This window comes from Kribbella sp. NPDC048928, from assembly GCF_043197975.1.
GTDB lineage: Bacteria > Actinomycetota > Actinomycetes > Propionibacteriales > Kribbellaceae > Kribbella.
Genome location: NZ_JBICUC010000002.1, coordinates 455,251 through 471,445, shown reverse-complemented (window position 1 = coordinate 471,445; position 16,195 = coordinate 455,251). Strand labels below are relative to the sequence as shown.

General features: G+C 68.2%; 20 protein-coding genes. 11 read left to right on the top strand and 9 right to left on the bottom strand.

The window, feature by feature from the left end:
* The first annotated feature begins 52 nt into the window (after positions 1-52).
* Both ACGFI6_RS09145 and ACGFI6_RS09140 read left to right on the top strand, forming a co-directional pair.
* On the top strand, positions 53-811 hold the full coding sequence (locus ACGFI6_RS09145) for a class I SAM-dependent methyltransferase (protein WP_393116582.1): 759 nt from the start codon (positions 53-55) through the stop codon (positions 809-811).
* 170 nt (positions 812-981) lie between these two features.
* Positions 982-1,164 carry a hypothetical protein gene (locus ACGFI6_RS09140; RefSeq protein WP_393116580.1) on the top strand — a complete coding sequence of 61 codons (183 nt, stop codon included), beginning with the start codon at positions 982-984 and terminating at the stop codon, positions 1,162-1,164.
* Between the two features lie 147 nt (positions 1,165-1,311).
* Here ACGFI6_RS09140 and ACGFI6_RS09135 read toward each other — a convergent pair whose 3' ends face one another.
* Positions 1,312-2,046 (bottom strand): DinB family protein, encoded by a 735-nt coding sequence (locus tag ACGFI6_RS09135; RefSeq protein ID WP_393116578.1) that lies wholly within the window; start codon positions 2,044-2,046, stop codon positions 1,312-1,314.
* A gap of 105 nt (positions 2,047-2,151) precedes the next feature.
* On the opposite strand from ACGFI6_RS09135, the gene ACGFI6_RS09130 reads away from it, so the two are divergent.
* Positions 2,152-3,135, top strand: coding sequence for an acyltransferase domain-containing protein (locus tag ACGFI6_RS09130; RefSeq protein ID WP_393116576.1), 984 nt, complete (start codon positions 2,152-2,154; stop codon positions 3,133-3,135).
* A complete protein-coding gene (locus ACGFI6_RS09125) occupies positions 3,126-3,764 on the top strand; it encodes an alpha/beta fold hydrolase (RefSeq protein ID WP_393116574.1) in 639 nt (212 codons plus the stop codon). The genes ACGFI6_RS09130 and ACGFI6_RS09125 overlap by 10 nt, the downstream gene beginning before the upstream one ends.
* On the opposite strand, the gene trpD is transcribed toward ACGFI6_RS09125, so the two are convergent.
* Positions 3,761-4,786 (bottom strand): anthranilate phosphoribosyltransferase, encoded by a 1,026-nt coding sequence (gene trpD, locus ACGFI6_RS09120; protein ID WP_393116572.1) that lies wholly within the window; start codon positions 4,784-4,786, stop codon positions 3,761-3,763. The two genes, ACGFI6_RS09125 and trpD, sit on opposite strands and share 4 nt — an antisense overlap.
* Positions 4,787-5,009: 223 nt before the next feature.
* Here trpD and ACGFI6_RS09115 point away from each other — a divergent pair, with 223 nt between their 5' ends.
* Positions 5,010-5,888 carry a sigma-70 family RNA polymerase sigma factor gene (locus tag ACGFI6_RS09115; protein WP_393116571.1) on the top strand — a complete coding sequence of 293 codons (879 nt, stop codon included), beginning with the start codon at positions 5,010-5,012 and terminating at the stop codon, positions 5,886-5,888.
* On the opposite strand, the gene ACGFI6_RS09110 is transcribed toward ACGFI6_RS09115, so the two are convergent.
* On the bottom strand, positions 5,869-6,603 hold the full coding sequence (locus ACGFI6_RS09110) for an aminoglycoside phosphotransferase family protein (RefSeq protein ID WP_393116569.1): 735 nt from the start codon (positions 6,601-6,603) through the stop codon (positions 5,869-5,871). The two genes, ACGFI6_RS09115 and ACGFI6_RS09110, sit on opposite strands and share 20 nt — an antisense overlap.
* Positions 6,604-6,689: 86 nt before the next feature.
* Here ACGFI6_RS09110 and ACGFI6_RS09105 point away from each other — a divergent pair, with 86 nt between their 5' ends.
* The gene (locus ACGFI6_RS09105; RefSeq protein WP_393116567.1) at positions 6,690-7,958 is read left to right on the top strand and encodes an FAD-binding oxidoreductase; all 1,269 of its coding nucleotides are present in this window, start codon (positions 6,690-6,692) and stop codon (positions 7,956-7,958) included.
* Positions 7,959-7,961: 3 nt separating this feature from the next.
* Here ACGFI6_RS09105 and ACGFI6_RS09100 read toward each other — a convergent pair whose 3' ends face one another.
* Both ACGFI6_RS09100 and ACGFI6_RS09095 read right to left on the bottom strand, forming a co-directional pair.
* Positions 7,962-8,939: an SH3 domain-containing protein gene (locus ACGFI6_RS09100; protein ID WP_393116565.1), complete on the bottom strand. Its 978-nt coding sequence runs from the start codon at positions 8,937-8,939 to the stop codon at positions 7,962-7,964.
* A 163-nt stretch (positions 8,940-9,102) separates the two neighbouring features.
* Entirely contained in the window at positions 9,103-9,627 is a 525-nt protein-coding gene (locus ACGFI6_RS09095; RefSeq protein ID WP_393118092.1) for a TetR/AcrR family transcriptional regulator, read from the bottom strand.
* On the opposite strand from ACGFI6_RS09095, the gene ACGFI6_RS09090 reads away from it, so the two are divergent.
* Together ACGFI6_RS09090 and ACGFI6_RS09085 are read left to right on the top strand one after the other, a co-directional pair.
* On the top strand, positions 9,584-9,991 hold the full coding sequence (locus ACGFI6_RS09090) for an ester cyclase (RefSeq protein ID WP_393116564.1): 408 nt from the start codon (positions 9,584-9,586) through the stop codon (positions 9,989-9,991). The two genes, ACGFI6_RS09095 and ACGFI6_RS09090, sit on opposite strands and share 44 nt — an antisense overlap.
* 44 nt (positions 9,992-10,035) lie before the next feature.
* Positions 10,036-10,800: an enoyl-CoA hydratase/isomerase family protein gene (locus ACGFI6_RS09085; RefSeq protein WP_393116562.1), complete on the top strand. Its 765-nt coding sequence runs from the start codon at positions 10,036-10,038 to the stop codon at positions 10,798-10,800.
* Positions 10,801-10,812: 12 nt separating this feature from the next.
* On the opposite strand, the gene ACGFI6_RS09080 is transcribed toward ACGFI6_RS09085, so the two are convergent.
* The 3 genes from ACGFI6_RS09080 to ACGFI6_RS09070 all read right to left on the bottom strand — a co-directional run bounded on the left by ACGFI6_RS09080 (position 10,813) and on the right by ACGFI6_RS09070 (position 12,896).
* A complete protein-coding gene (locus ACGFI6_RS09080; protein WP_393116561.1) occupies positions 10,813-11,148 on the bottom strand; it encodes a YciI family protein in 336 nt (111 codons plus the stop codon).
* 69 nt (positions 11,149-11,217) lie between these two features.
* A complete protein-coding gene (locus ACGFI6_RS09075) occupies positions 11,218-11,373 on the bottom strand; it encodes a DUF6131 family protein (RefSeq protein WP_393116559.1) in 156 nt (51 codons plus the stop codon).
* Positions 11,355-12,896 (bottom strand): MFS transporter, encoded by a 1,542-nt coding sequence (locus tag ACGFI6_RS09070; RefSeq protein ID WP_393116557.1) that lies wholly within the window; start codon positions 12,894-12,896, stop codon positions 11,355-11,357. The genes ACGFI6_RS09075 and ACGFI6_RS09070 overlap by 19 nt, the downstream gene beginning before the upstream one ends.
* A gap of 98 nt (positions 12,897-12,994) precedes the next feature.
* Here ACGFI6_RS09070 and ACGFI6_RS09065 point away from each other — a divergent pair, with 98 nt between their 5' ends.
* Positions 12,995-13,348 carry a YciI family protein gene (locus ACGFI6_RS09065; RefSeq protein ID WP_393118090.1) on the top strand — a complete coding sequence of 118 codons (354 nt, stop codon included), beginning with the start codon at positions 12,995-12,997 and terminating at the stop codon, positions 13,346-13,348.
* Positions 13,345-14,574 (top strand): RNA polymerase sigma factor, encoded by a 1,230-nt coding sequence (locus ACGFI6_RS09060; protein WP_393116555.1) that lies wholly within the window; start codon positions 13,345-13,347, stop codon positions 14,572-14,574. Before ACGFI6_RS09065 ends, ACGFI6_RS09060 begins: the two co-directional genes overlap by 4 nt.
* Here the strand turns inward: ACGFI6_RS09060 and ACGFI6_RS09055 are convergent.
* On the bottom strand, positions 14,563-14,901 hold the full coding sequence (locus ACGFI6_RS09055) for an SMI1/KNR4 family protein (protein ID WP_393116553.1): 339 nt from the start codon (positions 14,899-14,901) through the stop codon (positions 14,563-14,565). The two genes, ACGFI6_RS09060 and ACGFI6_RS09055, sit on opposite strands and share 12 nt — an antisense overlap.
* A 108-nt stretch (positions 14,902-15,009) precedes the next feature.
* On the opposite strand from ACGFI6_RS09055, the gene ACGFI6_RS09050 reads away from it, so the two are divergent.
* Complete coding sequence (locus ACGFI6_RS09050; RefSeq protein ID WP_393116551.1) at positions 15,010-15,615, top strand: hypothetical protein; 606 nt, start codon at positions 15,010-15,012, stop codon at positions 15,613-15,615.
* The last annotated feature ends 580 nt before the right edge of the window (positions 15,616-16,195 follow it).

Below are 16,195 nucleotides of genomic sequence, written 5' to 3'. Positions count from 1 at the left end.
GGGGAGGTGTCAGGATGCTGGCATGGTTGAGCGGGCGTTGAGCTTTGGGGCGGTGGCGGAGGCTTATGAGCAGTACCGGCCGGGGTATCCGGTGGAGTTGCTCGAGTTGGTGATGGCGTACGCCGGTGGATCGATCGGGACTGCCCTTGAGATTGGCGCCGGGACCGGTAAGGCGACGCGTTTGTTCGCGCAGGCCGGGATCGCGGTGACCGCGACCGAGCCTGACCCGGCCATGCTCGCGGAGTTGCGCAAACAGCTGCCGGACGACGACGCAGGCTCTGCTTCGACGGTGGCAGTCAGCACAGTGCAGGCCGCGTTTGAGGATCTGCCGCTGGATTCGTCGTACGACTTGGTGTACTCGGCCGCCGCGCTCCACTGGACCGACCCTGACGGCCGGTGGGACCGCATGGCCGCGCTCGTCCGACCGGGCGGGGTGTTCGCCTCGTTCGGCGTACCGATCCAGCTGGCCGACCCGGAGCTGCAGGAGGTCGCGCGCGTGGCACGCGCGCCGTACCTGGACGACGACGGCGTCCCGTCGCCCGACGGCACGCCCGCGGATCGCCCGATGCAGTGGCCCGGCACGGAGCTCGAGCAGACCGAGTGGTTCACCGATGTCCGGCAGGCGTTGATCCCGCGGCACCTGATGATGAGCGCCCGCGACTTCGTCGGACATCTGTCGACCGTCTCGGCGTACGTCATGCTGGCGCCCGCCGACCGGGAACAGGTGTTCCGCCGGGCCCTCGAGGCGCTCCCGGAAACCGTGGAGATCGACGCCCAGATCGACGTCCACCTCGCCCGCCGCCGCGACTAGTACGGGCCCCGCAGTACGGGCGAGGTACTCGTGGCCGCCGCGGCGGTCACGTTCTCCGTCCGGTCCGCGCCGGCCGCGGACGCGGCGAGCTGCTCCAGCACCTACCTGAGCCTCGGCAGCCGTTTCAGTTCTCCGTCTGGAACAACCTGAGCCCGACCGCGTACTGGCGAGTGTTCTCGACCAAGCACTACCTGGACGGGGATGCCAAGGGCAACAAGGTCGCGGTCCTCGGCACCATCGACGACTCACCGGAGACCGGTGAGTCGTTCTACGTCTGGCACGCCGACCAGCCGAAGCATTCCACCAAGAACGTCCGCGACTACACCCGCAGCACCCTGCCCACTTGCGGCTAGCCGCGGCTGTCAGTCCGCGGTAAGCGGTTTGTAAGTGGGTGTCCCTACCGTCCTGTTCACAAGGTCACGATGACCGGACGGGAGGGACGACCATGCGTGCAGACAGCAAGGACATCTGAGCATCCGACGCCAGCGGCCGCCGCGAACTCAGCCGGGTTCGCCGGCGGCGATGGTGTCCAGGTCGCGGGTGGCGAACCGGAGGTGCTCCCACTCCTCCCCGAGGATCACGTGCAGGCAGGATCGCGTGGTCTCGGGATGCGGGCCGTGCGGGTTCGTCCGCGGAGTGTCCAGCTCGGCCGGGGTGACCGTGGCGAGGAAGTCGCGGACCATGGCGACGCGATCGGCACGGGCCTGAAGAACCTCGTCGTACGGGGGCTTGCCACTCTGCCCCACGTAGTTGCCGCCCGTGTACCCGAGGCCGAGCGGATGCAGCTCCTCGCGCCCGAGGATCGAGCGGCCGAACCACAGATCCGTGGCGTGTACGAGATGCCGCTGAGTGTCCGCGAACGACCACTCGCCGTCGATCGACACGTCGACGGAGCCTTCGGGCATGCTTGCGGCGCGCTCCTGCGTGGCGGTCCAGGCGCGCTCTGCCGCGGCCCAGGCGGCGCGGAGCCCGTCCGGATCCGCTGCGCGCCGGTCCCCGCGGCCGGGGAACTGCCGATTCAGCTCGGCCTGCACGTACGGCGCCACGTTGATGCCGTTGATCTTCAGGCTGGCGCCCTCCTCGGCGAGCCACGGCGCGTCGATGTCCCCCGCCTGGATGTCGATGCCACGCATCACCACCCCGGAGAGGTCGCACTCGACGAACCGAGCGCCCTTCAGATTCGCCTCCGCGAACTCCGCTCCCTGCAGATCGTCGGACTGACCGAACTTCGCCATCACTTCTCCCTTTGCTGGACGTCGCGCCGAGCCTAACCGTGACCTCGGACACAAAAGTCGTGCATTCGGCACCCGGCCCGTGGTGGGCTCGACGGCATGGATGCGATGAGTGCAGCGAAACAGGTCGGATTCTCCGAGCGGGATCAACTGAGGTTCAAGGGGCTAGGTACGGGGCTGGCGCTGCCCGAGGACGCCGAGGGGCTGCTGGCGTACTGCGGTGTGGAGCCGGCCGATCGCCGCGAGATGCTGGCAGCGCGTCCGGATCCGGAGCGAGATCCGGAATGGTGGGCGATCACCTCTGCGCTGGCTGCGGAGGTTGAGCGTGACCTGGGGCTCCCCGTACCGTCCACAGGCTTTAACAGCTGGCCTGCGGTGCCAGAAGATGTCTCGCCAGTGGGGCTGTTTGCTGGGGCGTGGGCGTTGCTGGCGAACCTGATGCGAGTACGTGAGTTGCACGCGCAGCGCGGCGTACCGGAAGAGGTAACTGTTGCCACGGTGGCTGCGCTGGGCGGAGTGATGGGGACGCACCGGCACGTGTTCGGGCGTGCTGGGGTCGGACTGATTCCGCTGTGGAGTCCACCGCTGCGGTTCCGGGGCGCCGACTACGAGATCGGCAGGCACGCGTTCACTCGTACTGAGCTGGGTCTTGGGGACGATGTCTCGGGACATGTGCTGTCGGTGCACATCCCGCCGACAGGTCGTCTGGACGCGCAGGAGTCGGAGGAGTCCGTGGCTGCGGCTGTGCAGTACTTCGGGTGCTGGTATCCGGAGGAGCCACTGGCCGGGCTCGTCTGCCACTCCTGGCTGCTTGACCCGCAGCTGAACGAATACCTCCGTCCTGAGTCCAACATCATCCGGTTCCAGGACCGGTTCGATCTGCTCCCGTACCTGCCATCGGAGGACCCGACCGAGGGCGACCGTGAGCTGATGCGTCTCGGCCTGCACCTCCCAGTACCACCTGTTCCGTTTACTGAGGAGGACCTCGCGGCTGTTCCTCAAGACACCACACTGCAGCGGGCGTTCGTCGCACACCTTCGTGCGGGCCGCCACTGGCAACTGCGAACAGGCATGCTGAAGACATGGAGCTAACGATCCCGGTAGGACAGGACAGCGTCTGGGCCGAGCACCTGGCCGGGGACGGAGTCCCGATCGTGCTGCTGCCCCCGGGCACCGGCGACTCACGGGTCTGGGACCTCCTAGTACCGGGGCTCGACGGTCGCCGTGTCCTTCGGTACGACGTACGCGGGTACGGGCGCTCGCCGCTACCGACGACTGAGTTCTCGCTGCTCGAAGACCTCGAGACCGTACTGGACCAGCTGGCGCTGGAGAAGGTCCTGCTGGTCGGGTGCTCGATGGGTGGAAGTACGGCGCTCTCCGAAGCGCTGGCCCACCCAGACCGGGTGCACGGCTTGGTCCTGTTGTCGCCGGACGTCCCCGGGTTCCCCATGCCACCAGAGCCCGACCTAGTTGCCCACGACGACGTGATGAGCCAGTACCTGAAGGCGGACGCGCCTGTTTACGAGCGGTTGGGGGAGATTCGAGTACCGGCGGTTGTGATGGTGGGCGACAAGGACCGGCCGATCCTGGCCGCCGTGGCCGGCGCGACTGCTGCGCGTATCCCCGGCTGCGAGTTCACCTGGATGCCGGGCGCGGACCATCTCTCCAGCCTGCGTGACCCGCAGTTGGTCACCGAGACCGTCCTGCGATTCGCCAGTTAGGACGCCAACCAGCGGTCGAGCAGGGCTGCTGCTCGACCACTGTCCACGGCCTCCTGACAACGCTCGAAGGAATCAGCCAGTCGCTCCAGCCCGGTGTCGAGCGTCAACGAGGTCAGTGCGGCAGCGGCGTTGAGCAGTACGACGTCTCGTATCGGCCCGCGTTCTCCGGCAACCAACGCACGGAGCAGCCGCGCGTTGTACGCCGCATCACCACCACCTAGTTCGGCCAGCGAGGACGGTCGGAGCCCCAGCGAACGTGGGTCGAACACCACCTCCGACGCAGACCCGCCGTGCACTACCCAGAGCCGCGAGTACCCAGTGGTGGTCAGTTTGTCGAGACCGTCGTCACCTCTCGCGACCAGTGCTGATCTGCCTTGTTTTGCTAGTGCTTCGGCCAGTACGGGGAGCATCCGGGGGTTGGCAACACCTACGAGCTGGTGCTGCGGGTCAGCCGGGTTGAGGAGCGGGGCGAGCACGTTGAAGGCAGTAGGAACGGCCAGCTCCCGTCGTACGACTGCAACGTGCCGGAGCGCCGGGTTGAACCGCGGCGCGAACAGATACGCCAGCCCGACGTCAGCAGCACGCTGGGCCGCGTCGGCAGGAGACAGGTCGAGCGGGACGCCGAGGTGTTCGACCAGGTCGCCAGAGCCAGCGGCCGACGACGAGGCGGCGCGGCCACCGTGTTTGACGACAGTGACACCGGTGGCAGCGACAACCACGGCGGCCATCGTGGAGATGTTCGCTGCGCCGGTCCGGTCACCACCAGTACCGACGATGTCCACAAAAGGTCCCCTGATCCGCACCGGTGTCGCATGGGAACGCAGTACGGTCGCCAGGCCGTTGAGCTCGTCCGCTGTCTCGCCTTTGGCGCGTAGGGCGATCAGGAACCCGGAGATCTGCGCCGGTGACGCGTCGCCCAGTACCAGTTGGTCCATCGCCCAGCCGGTGTCCGCCGCCGTCAGGTCGGAGCCGGCCAGGAGCGCGGAGATCAGACCGGACCACGTCCGGAGCGTTGTTGCCATCGGCATTCCTCAGGGTGCTGGGCCGCCCACGAGGAGAGCATGACAACGGCCGCCTCGCAGGAGACGGCTGGGTGGGTACGCGCGGATTCAGGCCGTCAGGTCGACGGCCCACCACATACTCGCGCGCTGGAACATGCCCCGACTCTACCCCCTGAAGGACAGGCGTGGAGCGGGCTGTCACATCATGGTGGGCTGATCCGTCAGGGCATCGAGGAGGGCAGCAGTGAACGACCACGAGCAGTTGGCGCGCCGGTTCGAACAGAACCGTGCACACCTGCGGGCAGTCGCCTACCGGATGCTCGGTTCCGTGACGGAGGCCGAGGACGCCGTACAGGAGGGCTGGCTGCGACTGAGCCGTACCGACGTGAGTGACGTCGGCAACCTGGGCGGCTGGCTGACCACGGTGGTGTCGCGGGTGTGTCTGGACATGCTCCGTACCCGCAAGTCGCGGCGCGAGGACGCACTGGACACGTACGTTCCAGACCCTGTCATCGGTGCGCCGGGGCCTGAGGACGAGGCTGTGCAGGCGGATGCGATCGGGCTGGCGCTGCTGGTCGTACTGGAAACGCTGGCGCCGGCGGAGCGGCTGGCGTTCGTGTTACACGACATGTTCGGGGTCGGGTTCGACGAGATCGCGTCGATCGTGGACAAGTCGCCGGCCGCGACGCGTCAGTTGGCGAGCCGAGCGCGGCGGCGGGTGCAGGGAGCGCCGGCGAGCGACGGCGATGTGAATCGGCAGCGAGTGATCGTTGAGGCGTTCCTGGCCGCGTCGCGTGGCGGGGACTTCGAGGCGCTGCTCGAGCTGCTCGATCCGGAGGTGCTGCTGCGTGCGGACGCGGGTACGGCGAGCGCGCAGTACGCCGGACCGGCCGTGTCGAAGCTGGTGCGTGGCGCGCGGGAGGTCGTGGAGCAGGCACTCATGTTCAGCCGGATGGGGCCGTACCTCCAGGTGGCGTTGGTCAACGGCATGCCCGGCGTCATCACCGTCGTCAACGGGCGGCTGATGGGCGTGATGGCGGTGACGGTCACGCACGGGCGGATCAGCGAGATCGACATCCTCGCGGACGTCGATCGGCTGGAGGTCATCCCGCTGCCAGCCTGAGTACGCGCCGGGCCTGCGCCTCTGCGGTTCCTGGTGGGTTGCGGTGCGCGCTGGGGCCACCAGGGCCGATCAGCATCAGCCAGAACCCCGCCCAGAGCAGCCGAGCCGCCTGGTACCGCTCGGGCTCAGGAGCGAACCGCCGTACCAGTGTGGTCGGATCTGTTGCCCGCCACGACAGGTGCTCCACCAGGTTGGCCAGCTCGACAGTACGGTCACCCAGACCGGCGTCCTCGAAGTCGATGACCCGCACACGGCTGCCATCCCACAGGTAGTTGCTGAGGTTCGGGTCGCCGTGGGCGACAACAGGGTCCAGTACCTCCATGAGATCGCGCGGTGGGTTGTCCAGCCACGCCGTGGCGGCTTCCGCGATCACACCGTCTGTTTTGCAGAGCACGGCCAGGCCGCCGTGGGTTCGGGAGAGGACTGCGGCGAGGCCGGTCTGCGCTAAGCCTTCCGGCGGGACTGACCACAGGGTCTCGAGCGCGTCGCTCACGGCTGTGAGTTGGGTGGGGGTGAGCGAGCCGTCCAGTGGCTCGCCTGGCGTACGGGTCATCGTGACGACGGTCGTTGACCTGGTGAGCGGGGTGGGGACCAGGTCCGGGACGGCTTTGGACAGCAGGGTGAGGGCCGTCCACTCGCGGGTGGGCTCGTCGCGGGACCAGGACGTGAAGCGCTTGGTGACGGTGCTGCCGGAGATCTCGATCGTGTGGGTCATCGAGAAAAGTTTGCCGGGTCGTGTCGATCAGCGGGCGTCGCCTTCGACGTACAGGCAGAAGCGGCTACGGCGAGGGAGTTGACCGGATGTCTACGCAGGCAGTGGTGGCGGGTGCGCGTGATGTCGTTGCGGGGCTGTTGGGGGCGGGGTTCAACGGCGCCGTACGGCTGCCGGGCGAGGCGGAGTACGACGAGCAGAGGCGGTCCGTGATCCCGTCGGTGGACTCGCGCCCGCTGCTGATCGCGGAGGCGTACGGGCGGACCGACGTCCAGGCGGCGGTCCGAGCCGCTCGCGAGTACGGCGTGCCGCTGGCTGTGCAGGCGACGGGACATGGGACTCGGGTGCCCGCGGACGGCGGGATCCTGCTCAAGACGACTTCGATGACGACTGTCCTGATCGACCCCGAGCGGCGGATCGCGAAGGTCGCGCCGGGTGCTCGCTGGGGTGCGGTGCTGGATGCCGCACGACAGTTCGGGCTCGCGCCGCTGTCCGGTTCGCATCGGGACGTCGGCGTCACCGGGTACACGCTCGGCGGCGGGGTCGGGTGGCTGGCCCGCAAGTACGGGTTCGCGGCCGACAGCGTGATCCGCGCGGAGGTCGTCACCGCCGACGGCCGCTTCGTCACCGCGAGCGCCGAGCAGCACCCGGACCTGTTCTGGGCGATCCGTGGCGGCACCGGCAACTTCGGCGTCGTGACCTCGCTGGAGTTCCGCCTGTACCCGGTCCGCGAGGTGCACGCCGGCATCGTGTACTACGGCATCGACCGCGCCGCCGCGATCCTCCGCCGCTACCGCGACTGGACCGCGACGATCCCGAACGAACTCAGCACCGCCGTCCTCCTGACCCGCGTCCCCGGCACCGAGCAGCGCGCCGTCGCGATCAAGGTCCTCTACACCGGCCCGTCCGAACTAGGCGAGCACCTGCTGAAACCGCTCTTCGAGGCCGGCGGCCCGCGGCTCGCCGGTGAACTCCGGACGATCGAGTACGCAGACGCCGCGATGGGCGGAACGCCCGCGCGCCACCTCGACTTCCTGGACACGCTGACCGACGAGGTGATCGACATCGTCGCGGAGCTCGAGGATGCGACGGTCGAGGTCCGGCACTGGGGCGGCGCAATGGCGCACCCGGGGCCCGGCGCCGGCCCGGTCGGTCACCGGGCGGCGACGTACTCGCTGATCATCGACCGCGAGGTCGCCGACCTGCCGTGCTCGGGCCGTACGTTCGTGAACTTCCTGGGCGACCCGGGTCGTGCGGACACCGCCTACAGCCCGGAAGACCTCCGCCGGCTGCGTGCGGTGAAGCGCGCCTACGACCCGGCGAACCTGTTCCGCCTCAACGCGAACATCCGGCCCTGAGGATCAGACCGTGCCCGTGTTGCCGTAGACCGTCACGTGGACGTGGTCGTAGTGGTTCGCGGTTGTGCCGCCGCGGTCCTCCATCGCACGCCAGCCCTCGCTGCTGCGCTGGACCGTCCAGATGTGCTGCTGCCAGATCAGCTGGCTGACGCCGAGCTTCTTGTAGTTGGCGTGCAGCCAGTCCGCGACCTCTTGGCCCTCGGAACCGCTGACCATGATGTCGAGGGCGTGCCCCGTCGAGTGCTCGGAGCCGCTGTCGCCGGACCGCAGGCCGCCGTACGAGGTGATGTCGGGGAACTTCGCGCAGATCGCCCGGTGCACCCGGATCGCATCCTGCGTCAGGCCGTCCTCGACGCCGGAGCCCGACTTGCAGGCCGACTGGGAGATCGATCCGGAGACGCTCGCGACCGGCTTGGTGCTCGCCAGGTACTGCGCCTTGACCCAGCGGGACTTGCCGTTGCTGACGACCTCGGCGTAGAGCCCGTCGACCTTGCCGGTGATCGAGACCTTGGTGCCCTTCGGCAGCACGTCCAGCAGGATGCCGGTGAGCGGCAGGGACCACAGGTTCACATCGGTGGTCGTGTACTTCGTGCCGGTGATCTTCGGCGGGGTCGCGCCGGCGCTCACGTCCTGCGAGGCGCGGGTCTTCACCGAGGTCGGCTTCGGGATCGGCGCCTGCTTCTTCAGGTGCTTGGCCGTCGGGGTCGCCTTCGGCTTCGGCGTGGCGCTCGGGGTCGCGGTGGTCGGGTTGATCGGCGGACGCAGGGCGTCCCGGCTGATCGTGGTGTCGCGCGACAGCTGCAGGGACGAGCTGGCGATCGGCTGGTCGAGCTGAACGTGGTGCGTGGGCAGTGCTGCGGCCGAACCGGTGGCCACCATCGCCACCGCGGCGCCGGGGATCGCCACCTTCGCGATACCGGGCTTGATCACCTTCGGGCGCGCTTGCCGGTGCCGCGCCTGTCTGTGCCGTCCTTCAGCCACTTGCCCAACCCAATCTGCCGAGACCAAAACGTTATCGACCGGAGGAGTCAAGCACACATCGCCGCGCCGGTTCGAATCGGCCTCGACTCTTAACGCATTACGAACATGCCCAGGCGCCCGCTCACCGTGATCCGACCGCTATCCGGAAGTTACCGTTCCGACATCAAACGCTTGGTGGGCAGATGGCCGTCGTGATGGCGATCGCCAAGTGGTCGCGGTACCGCTCGGGCGACCAGCCGCGGTGCAGGACGAGCAGTTCGTAGAGCTCGATCGAGATGTACGTCCACAGGACGTCGGCGACCTCGGTGAGCGTGATGCCCGCGCGCAGGCCGCCGCTGTCGAGGAGGTGGCGGCCGAGCATCGTCATGCCGGTCAGTCGCTCGTCGAGCAGGGCCTGCCAGGTCGCGCGGAGCGTCGCGTCGCTGTGCCGGCCGTCGCGGATCAGGAGCTGGACCCGCGCGGATCGGGTCTGCCGGACGAGCAGCCCGTCGACGTACAACTGGATCTTCCGCCGTACGTCGGGCTCGTCGCGGATCGCCTGCGCCTCGGGACGCTCGGCGACCGGGACCGGCTCGTCGTCGCCCGCGATCACGAAATCGAAGACAGCCTTCGCGAGCGCGGCCTTGGTGCCGAACCCCTTGTAGATGCTCTCGGCGGAGACGCCGGCCCGACGTGCGACCGCACTGATCGTGGTCTCCTGGAAGCCGTCTCTGCGGGCCGCGTTCGAGGGACTGTCCTACGACATCGACCATGTAATTGCCGACGGCAACTTTGTGGCGGTGAACTCCACGATGAAGGGGCGGCATGTCGCGCCGTTCGTGACCTATGCCGCCGACGGAACGGTGGACACGGTGTTCCCGCCCACCGGCAGGGTCTTCGCGGCCACTCAGTCGCACTGGTTCCGGATCACGGACGGCAAGGTCATCGACCACTGGGCGAACCGGGACGATCTCGGCCAGGCGAAGCAGCTCGGCTGGGTGCCGCCGACACCGGCGTACCTGTTCCGGATGGCGCGCGCGAAGTCCCACGCCAAGCGCTTAACGGTCGTGTGATCCACGGCGCTGCGGCTCGGCTGTAGCTGCGGTTGACTGCGTGGGTGGGATTTCGGATCGAGAGTGGTGTGGTGGCGCGGCTCGTGATCGATCGGGCCGCGAAGCGGAACGCGTTGACGCGGGCGATGTGGCAGGCGCTTCCTGGCCTGCTCGCCGAGTTGGCGGCGGACGACGAGGTGCAGGTCCTGCTGGTCACCGGTGCGGGGCCGACCTTCTCCGCCGGTGCCGACATCCGGGAGTTGATCTCCGGCGACGACCCGGACGATCCGATGGCGGAGCTGCGGGCGTTCAACCTCCGGGCGCAGGCGGCGCTGCGGGAGTTCCCGAAGCCGACCGTCGCGGTCGTCCGCGGGCACTGCATCGGCGGCGGTCTGGAGATCGCGGTGAACTGCGACTTCCGGTTCGCCGCCACGGATGCGAGCTTCGGCGTGACGCCGGCGCGGATCGGCGTCGTCTACCCGCCGGACGCGATCAAGGTGCTGCTCGATCTGGTCGGCCCGGCGACCACGAAGTACCTGCTCTTCAGCGGGGAACTGCTGACCGCGGGCGAGGCCGAGCTCAAGGGGCTGGTCGATCGGGTGGCCGACGACCCGATGGCGGCGGCCGAGGCGTTCGCGCAGACGCTGGTGTCGCGGTCGCAGCTGACGATCCGCTCGGCCAAGGAGTCCGTGAACGCCTTGCTCGCGGGCCAGGACGCGGATGCGGCGGCGGTACGGCGGTATCGCGAGACGATCGCGTCGGGTGAACTCGCGGAAGGGATCGATGCCTTCACACAGAAGCGGTCACCGCAGTTCGTCTGGCGTCCTTAGCGTCTGGCGTCCTTAGATGACTGTGCCGCGCAACTCCACGCGATCGTCGACCGCGGCCGAGACCCGGCCGGCGATCACCTGGGCCTGGTCGTCGTCGGCGGCGTCGATCAGGTAGAACCCGGCGAGCTGTTCCTTCGACTCACCGAACGGACCGTCGGTCACCACCTGCTGCCCGTCCCGGAGCTGCACGATCCGGCCCTGCTCCGGAGGCAGCAGCCCTTCGGAGCTGATCAGCTCGCCGGACTCGGCCAGCTCCTGCTCGAGCCGGATCAGCCGCCGCAGCGCCGCCTCGTCCTCGGCGGTCCACACCCGGTCGGTGTTCCGGAAGATCATCACGACGTACTTCATGCGATCACCGTAACCAGCCGTACCGACAGAACCCCGCGGACCGTCCGCGGGGTTCTGTCGGTCTCCTGATCAGTACCAGTGCCGTCGTCCGCCGATCGCGCGGCCGGTCGCTCCGAGAATCCAGAACACCGCGCCGACGAGCAGCAGGATGATGCCGATCGTCCACAAGATCGAGATGTTGAGGACGAACCCGAGGATCAACAGGATCAGTCCGAGGATGAGCATTGCGCCTCCTTGTGCGGGGGCCGCCTGGCGGAATTGGCGGCCACGGACGTCCTGTGCCCACCGTTCGCGCTGTGAACCTCCAACAGGTGTTTGACCAGCAGGCATCCGGCGAAGCCGATCGCGATGAACACCCACACGGTCGCGAACGCGATCCGGTAGCCGTGGCTCAGTGCGACCGGTGTGCTGCCGGACGTACTCGCCGTGGCCACTGCCGACACCACGGCGACTCCGACTGCGCCGCCGATCTGGAAGCTGGCGTTCTGCAGTCCGGAGGCGACGCCAGCGTCGTCACCCGCCACGTCGCTGAGCGACGCGATCGAGCCGGCGACCGTACCGGCACCGAGCCCGGCGCCGAAGATCGTCAGGCCCCAGAACGCCAACTCGAAGTACCCAGAGGTGACTGTAAGACGGGCCATGAACGTCGTACCGACTCCTGCGACCAGGAGCGACCAGAAAGCCACTGCGCGTGGGCCGACGCGCGTCACGAGGTGTTGGCCGACCATGGAGCCCCCTACTGCAGTTGCGGCGAGTACGGCGGACATGAGGCCGTAGCGAACTGCTGACGCACCTAGTGCGAGCTGGGCGTACTGCGTGTACACGAAGTTGAGCCCGAACGCCGCCAGCCCCCAGCTGATCGTGATGAGGTTCCCGCCGACAAGTGTGCGCGAGTGGAAGATCCTGAGCGGTACGAGCGGCGAGGCCGACCGCTTCTCGACAGCAACGAACAGCGCGAACAGGAGCGCCGACAACACCACCAAGAGAACAGTGCGCGGCGCAGACGACTCAGGTGCCTCGATGACTGCGTACACCAGCACGATGAGCGCGGCCGTGACCGTCACCGCACCAGCAACGTCAAAGCCGCGCCGTCCGGGTCCACGGCTGTCCATAAGCAGTAGGGGTGCCAGTACGACGACCAGTACGCACACGGGTACGTTGATGAAGAAGATCCACTGCCAGCCGAGCCCGTCCGTGACAGGACCTCCGATGAGCGAGCCGGCCGTACCGCCCACACCACTGGTCGCGCCCCAGATCCCCAGAGCCTTGTTGCGGTCAGGGCCCGACGGGAACGTGGTCATCACGATCGACAAGGCACTCGGTGCCAGTACGGCGGCTGCAGCGCCCTGGAGTCCACGGGCCAGCACCAGCGCGTCCCCACTCCATGCGAACCCGCACAGCAGCGAGGAGCCGGCGAACAACACCAGTCCGGTCATGAACACACGCCTCCGCCCCAGCAGGTCGGAGATCCGCCCACCGAGCAGGAGGAGGCCGCCGAACATCAGGGCGTACCCACTCGGCACCCACTGCACGCCGCCCGTCGAGAACGTCAGTTCCCGCTCGATCGACGGGATGGCGACCAGCACGATCGACGCGTCCAGGATGATCATGAAACCGGTCAGGCACAGCAACGCCAGCGCCGGCCAGCGCTTCGAATCCGACACCATCAGCCTTCTCCAGTACGCACCGACGCCCCGGTTGAGCGTCACTCGGCGGAGACGTCGGCGCGACCTGCTGTACTTCGACATACCGGAACTGTCGAAGTACGGCGTGCTTGCTTCGACGTACCTGTTGACTGGAGGTCAGAGCGGCCTCCACCGGGGACAGGATGGTGCCTGTGAAGTACATGCTGCTGATCTACAGCAACGCCGAGAGCTGGGAGGGCCTGTCGGCCGAGCAGCGCGACGGGCTGGTGCAGGCGCACGAGTCGATGTCGCGGGAGCTCACCGACCAGGGGCTGCTGGTCAGTGCGGCCGGGCTGGCGGACCCGATCACCACGCGTACCGTGCGGGTGGTCGACGACACGGCAACCACGACGGACGGGCCGTACGCGGAGGCCAAGGAGCATCTGGCCGGGTTCTACCTGGTCGAGTGTGATGACATCGATCAGGCGATCGGGTACGCCGCCCGGCTGCCTGACGCGGAGTACGTTGCTGTGGAGGTGCGACCGGTGATGGACATGTCCGGGCTGGAGATGTGAGCGACTTCGAGCTCCTGCTGCGCGAGCAGACGCCGCAGGTGCTGAGTGCGCTCGTCCGGCACTACGGCCACTTCGACCTGGCAGAGGAGGCCGTGCAGGAGGCTCTGCTCGCCGCCGCGCAGCAGTGGCCGACCGAGGGCGTACCGGACAATCCCCGAGGGTGGCTGATCCGGGTCGGGTCGCGGCGGCTCACCGACCTGCTGCGGAGCGAGTCGGCGCGCCGGCGGCGCGAGGAGAACGCCGCGCACCTTGCAGCTCCGGAGGAGTTCGTTGCCTCCGGCCCGGAGATCGACGACCCGGGCGGCCGGGACGACACGCTCACCTTGCTCTTCCTGTGCTGCCATCCGGCGGTCTCACCTGCGTCGCAGATCGCGCTGACGCTGCGTGCGGTCGGCGGTCTGACCACGGCCCAGATCGCGGCCGCGTTCCTGGTGCCGGAGGCAACCATGGCGCAGCGGATCAGCCGGGCGAAGCGGAGCATCAAGCAGGCGGGTAGCTCCTTCGAGATGCCGCCCGAGGCGGAGCGGGACGAGCGGATGGGTGCCGTACTGCATGTCCTCTATCTGATCTTCAACGAGGGCTACACCGCGTCGTCCGGTGCGTCGCTGCACAGTGCGGAGCTGACCACGGAGGCGATCCGGCTGGTACGCGGCGTACGGAAGCTGCTGCCGGACGACGGCGAGGTGGCGGGGCTGCTGGCGCTCATGCTCCTGACTGACGCACGGCGCCCGGCACGGACTGGTGCGGAGGGGACGCTGATCCCGCTGGCGGAGCAGGACCGCTCCAGATGGGACCGCGCGGCCATCGTCGAGGGTGAGGCGCTCGTGAGCGATGCGCTGTCGCGGGCGCAGTTGGGGCCGTACCAGGTACAGGCGGCGATCGCTGCGGTGCACGACACCGCGGAGCATGCGGACGCCACCGACTGGCGGCAGATCGTCGCGCTGTACGACGTACTCGAGCAGCTCGTCGACAACCCGATGGTGAAGCTCAACCACGCAGTGGCGGTCGGCATGGCGGTCGGCCCGCGGGAGGGCCTCGCCGTACTCGAGCCACTGGAGTCGGACGACCGCATGAACCACCGGCTGGAGGCGGTGCGCGCGCACCTACTCGAGATGTCCGGCGACCTCGCCGCAGCGCGAGAGAGCTACCTCCTGGCAGCCCGCCGCACGACAAGCGTGCCCGAACGCCACTACCTCCAGTCGAAAGCGGACCGTCTAATCGTCTAGAACCTCGATCGACGACAGGAATTCGGTCCAGGAGCCAGCGAGCCGTTCGCGGACCACTGGGTAGCTCACTCCTGCGTCGTCCTCTTCGAGCTCGCTGCTCTGGTACCAAACGGAACCTGGATCCTCAGCGGCCACGGCCAGCATGAACAGACCCCCGCCGGCGTCTGTGCCCACAGGGATCCAGCCGCTGGGAATTACGTCGCCGTCCTGACCGGCCAGGTATGCGCGGTAGGGCTCAGGAAGTCTGGCGCCGAGGCGGTTCTCCAACTCGACAAGCCTGCTGGCGGGAGCGGCGGGGTAGGTCTCCCGGTAGGTCGGTGACGTCACTGGGAGCGTCCTCTCACCTCGTCGTACGAGGAGTATGCCCTCGCTCTGGCCCGGTGGATGTGCCAGGTTAGGCATGTGGATCTCACCAGGGCCTCGCTTCTTCGGGAGATGCTGAGTGGTACCGAGCTGGGTAGCCGGACCACGGAGTTCGGGTACGCGCTGCGGCGGTTCACGACGAGACGTAGCGGGCTGATGCTGTTCGGACCGGTGGACGACGAGCCGTGGCACCTGACCGCGCACCTGGACGACGAGCTGCACCGCGCCGGTATCAACGACATGCGGCCGTCGCTGGTTCGCTGGGCGCCTCCTGATGACGCTCCACCGCACTTGGCGATCGGCCTGGATCGTCTACGCGACGCAGGTCGTGGTGAGTCGTTGCTGGTGGTTGCCGAGGAGAACCCCGCTGACACTTTGCTGGAGCGGATCAGCGACGTACGGCGCCGCGGTACCACCATCTTCAGCATCGGCAACGGGGACAAGGAGCTGACGTCGCTCAGCCACGAGACCCTCGTACCCGAGCTGCTCGTACCGGACGGCTTCGGGTGGACGACCCGCGAGATCCAGCAGGATCCGCAGACCACCCTGATCGACGAGGGCTTCGAGACCGCCCAGCACCTGGTCACCCTCGCCGCCGCCGACGAAGACGCCGGCCAACCCAACTGGCGCCGCCGCCTCCGCAACGCCATAGAACGCCTCAGCGGCGAACCGGCCTGACACCCCTGCACCACCCGCCAAAGCGCACCGATTCGCACCACCAGGGTGAACCAACCATGCGACCGGTGTGAGGCGTTCGGTGTCAGGCCTCGACCCCGCGCACCCGGAAGGAGGGCTGATGACCGTTCTGTGTGCTGCGTTCGGTGTGCTGCGTTCTGGTGCTTCGTTCTGGGTGCTGGTGCCGCGACCGGGTTGCCCGGCTGGTCAGACCGGCCCAGCACCTGGCTTGACCCGTCAGAGCGAGCTGACACAGTGAATGGTTGGCCCGCTTGCTGAATCGGCCCAGCGACTGGTTGGGCCCGCTCGCTGAACCGGCGCAATGACTGATCGCCCCCGCGGTCGGCTGGCGCGACGTCGGTTGGGCCCGCTCGCTGAATCGGCGCAGCGACTGATCTGCGCTGACCGGTGGACTGGTGTGGCGGCCGGGTTGTCCCGCATGGCGAACTCGCCCGCAGCCGGCTCGGCTCAGGCGGGATAGGCCGCGGCGACGCTCACCGCGACCACGTCGAGCCGGTCGGGCAGGGCGCCGGCGGCAGCCGCTCAGCGCATTGTGGCGAGGGTTGGGTTGCGTATGGCGAGG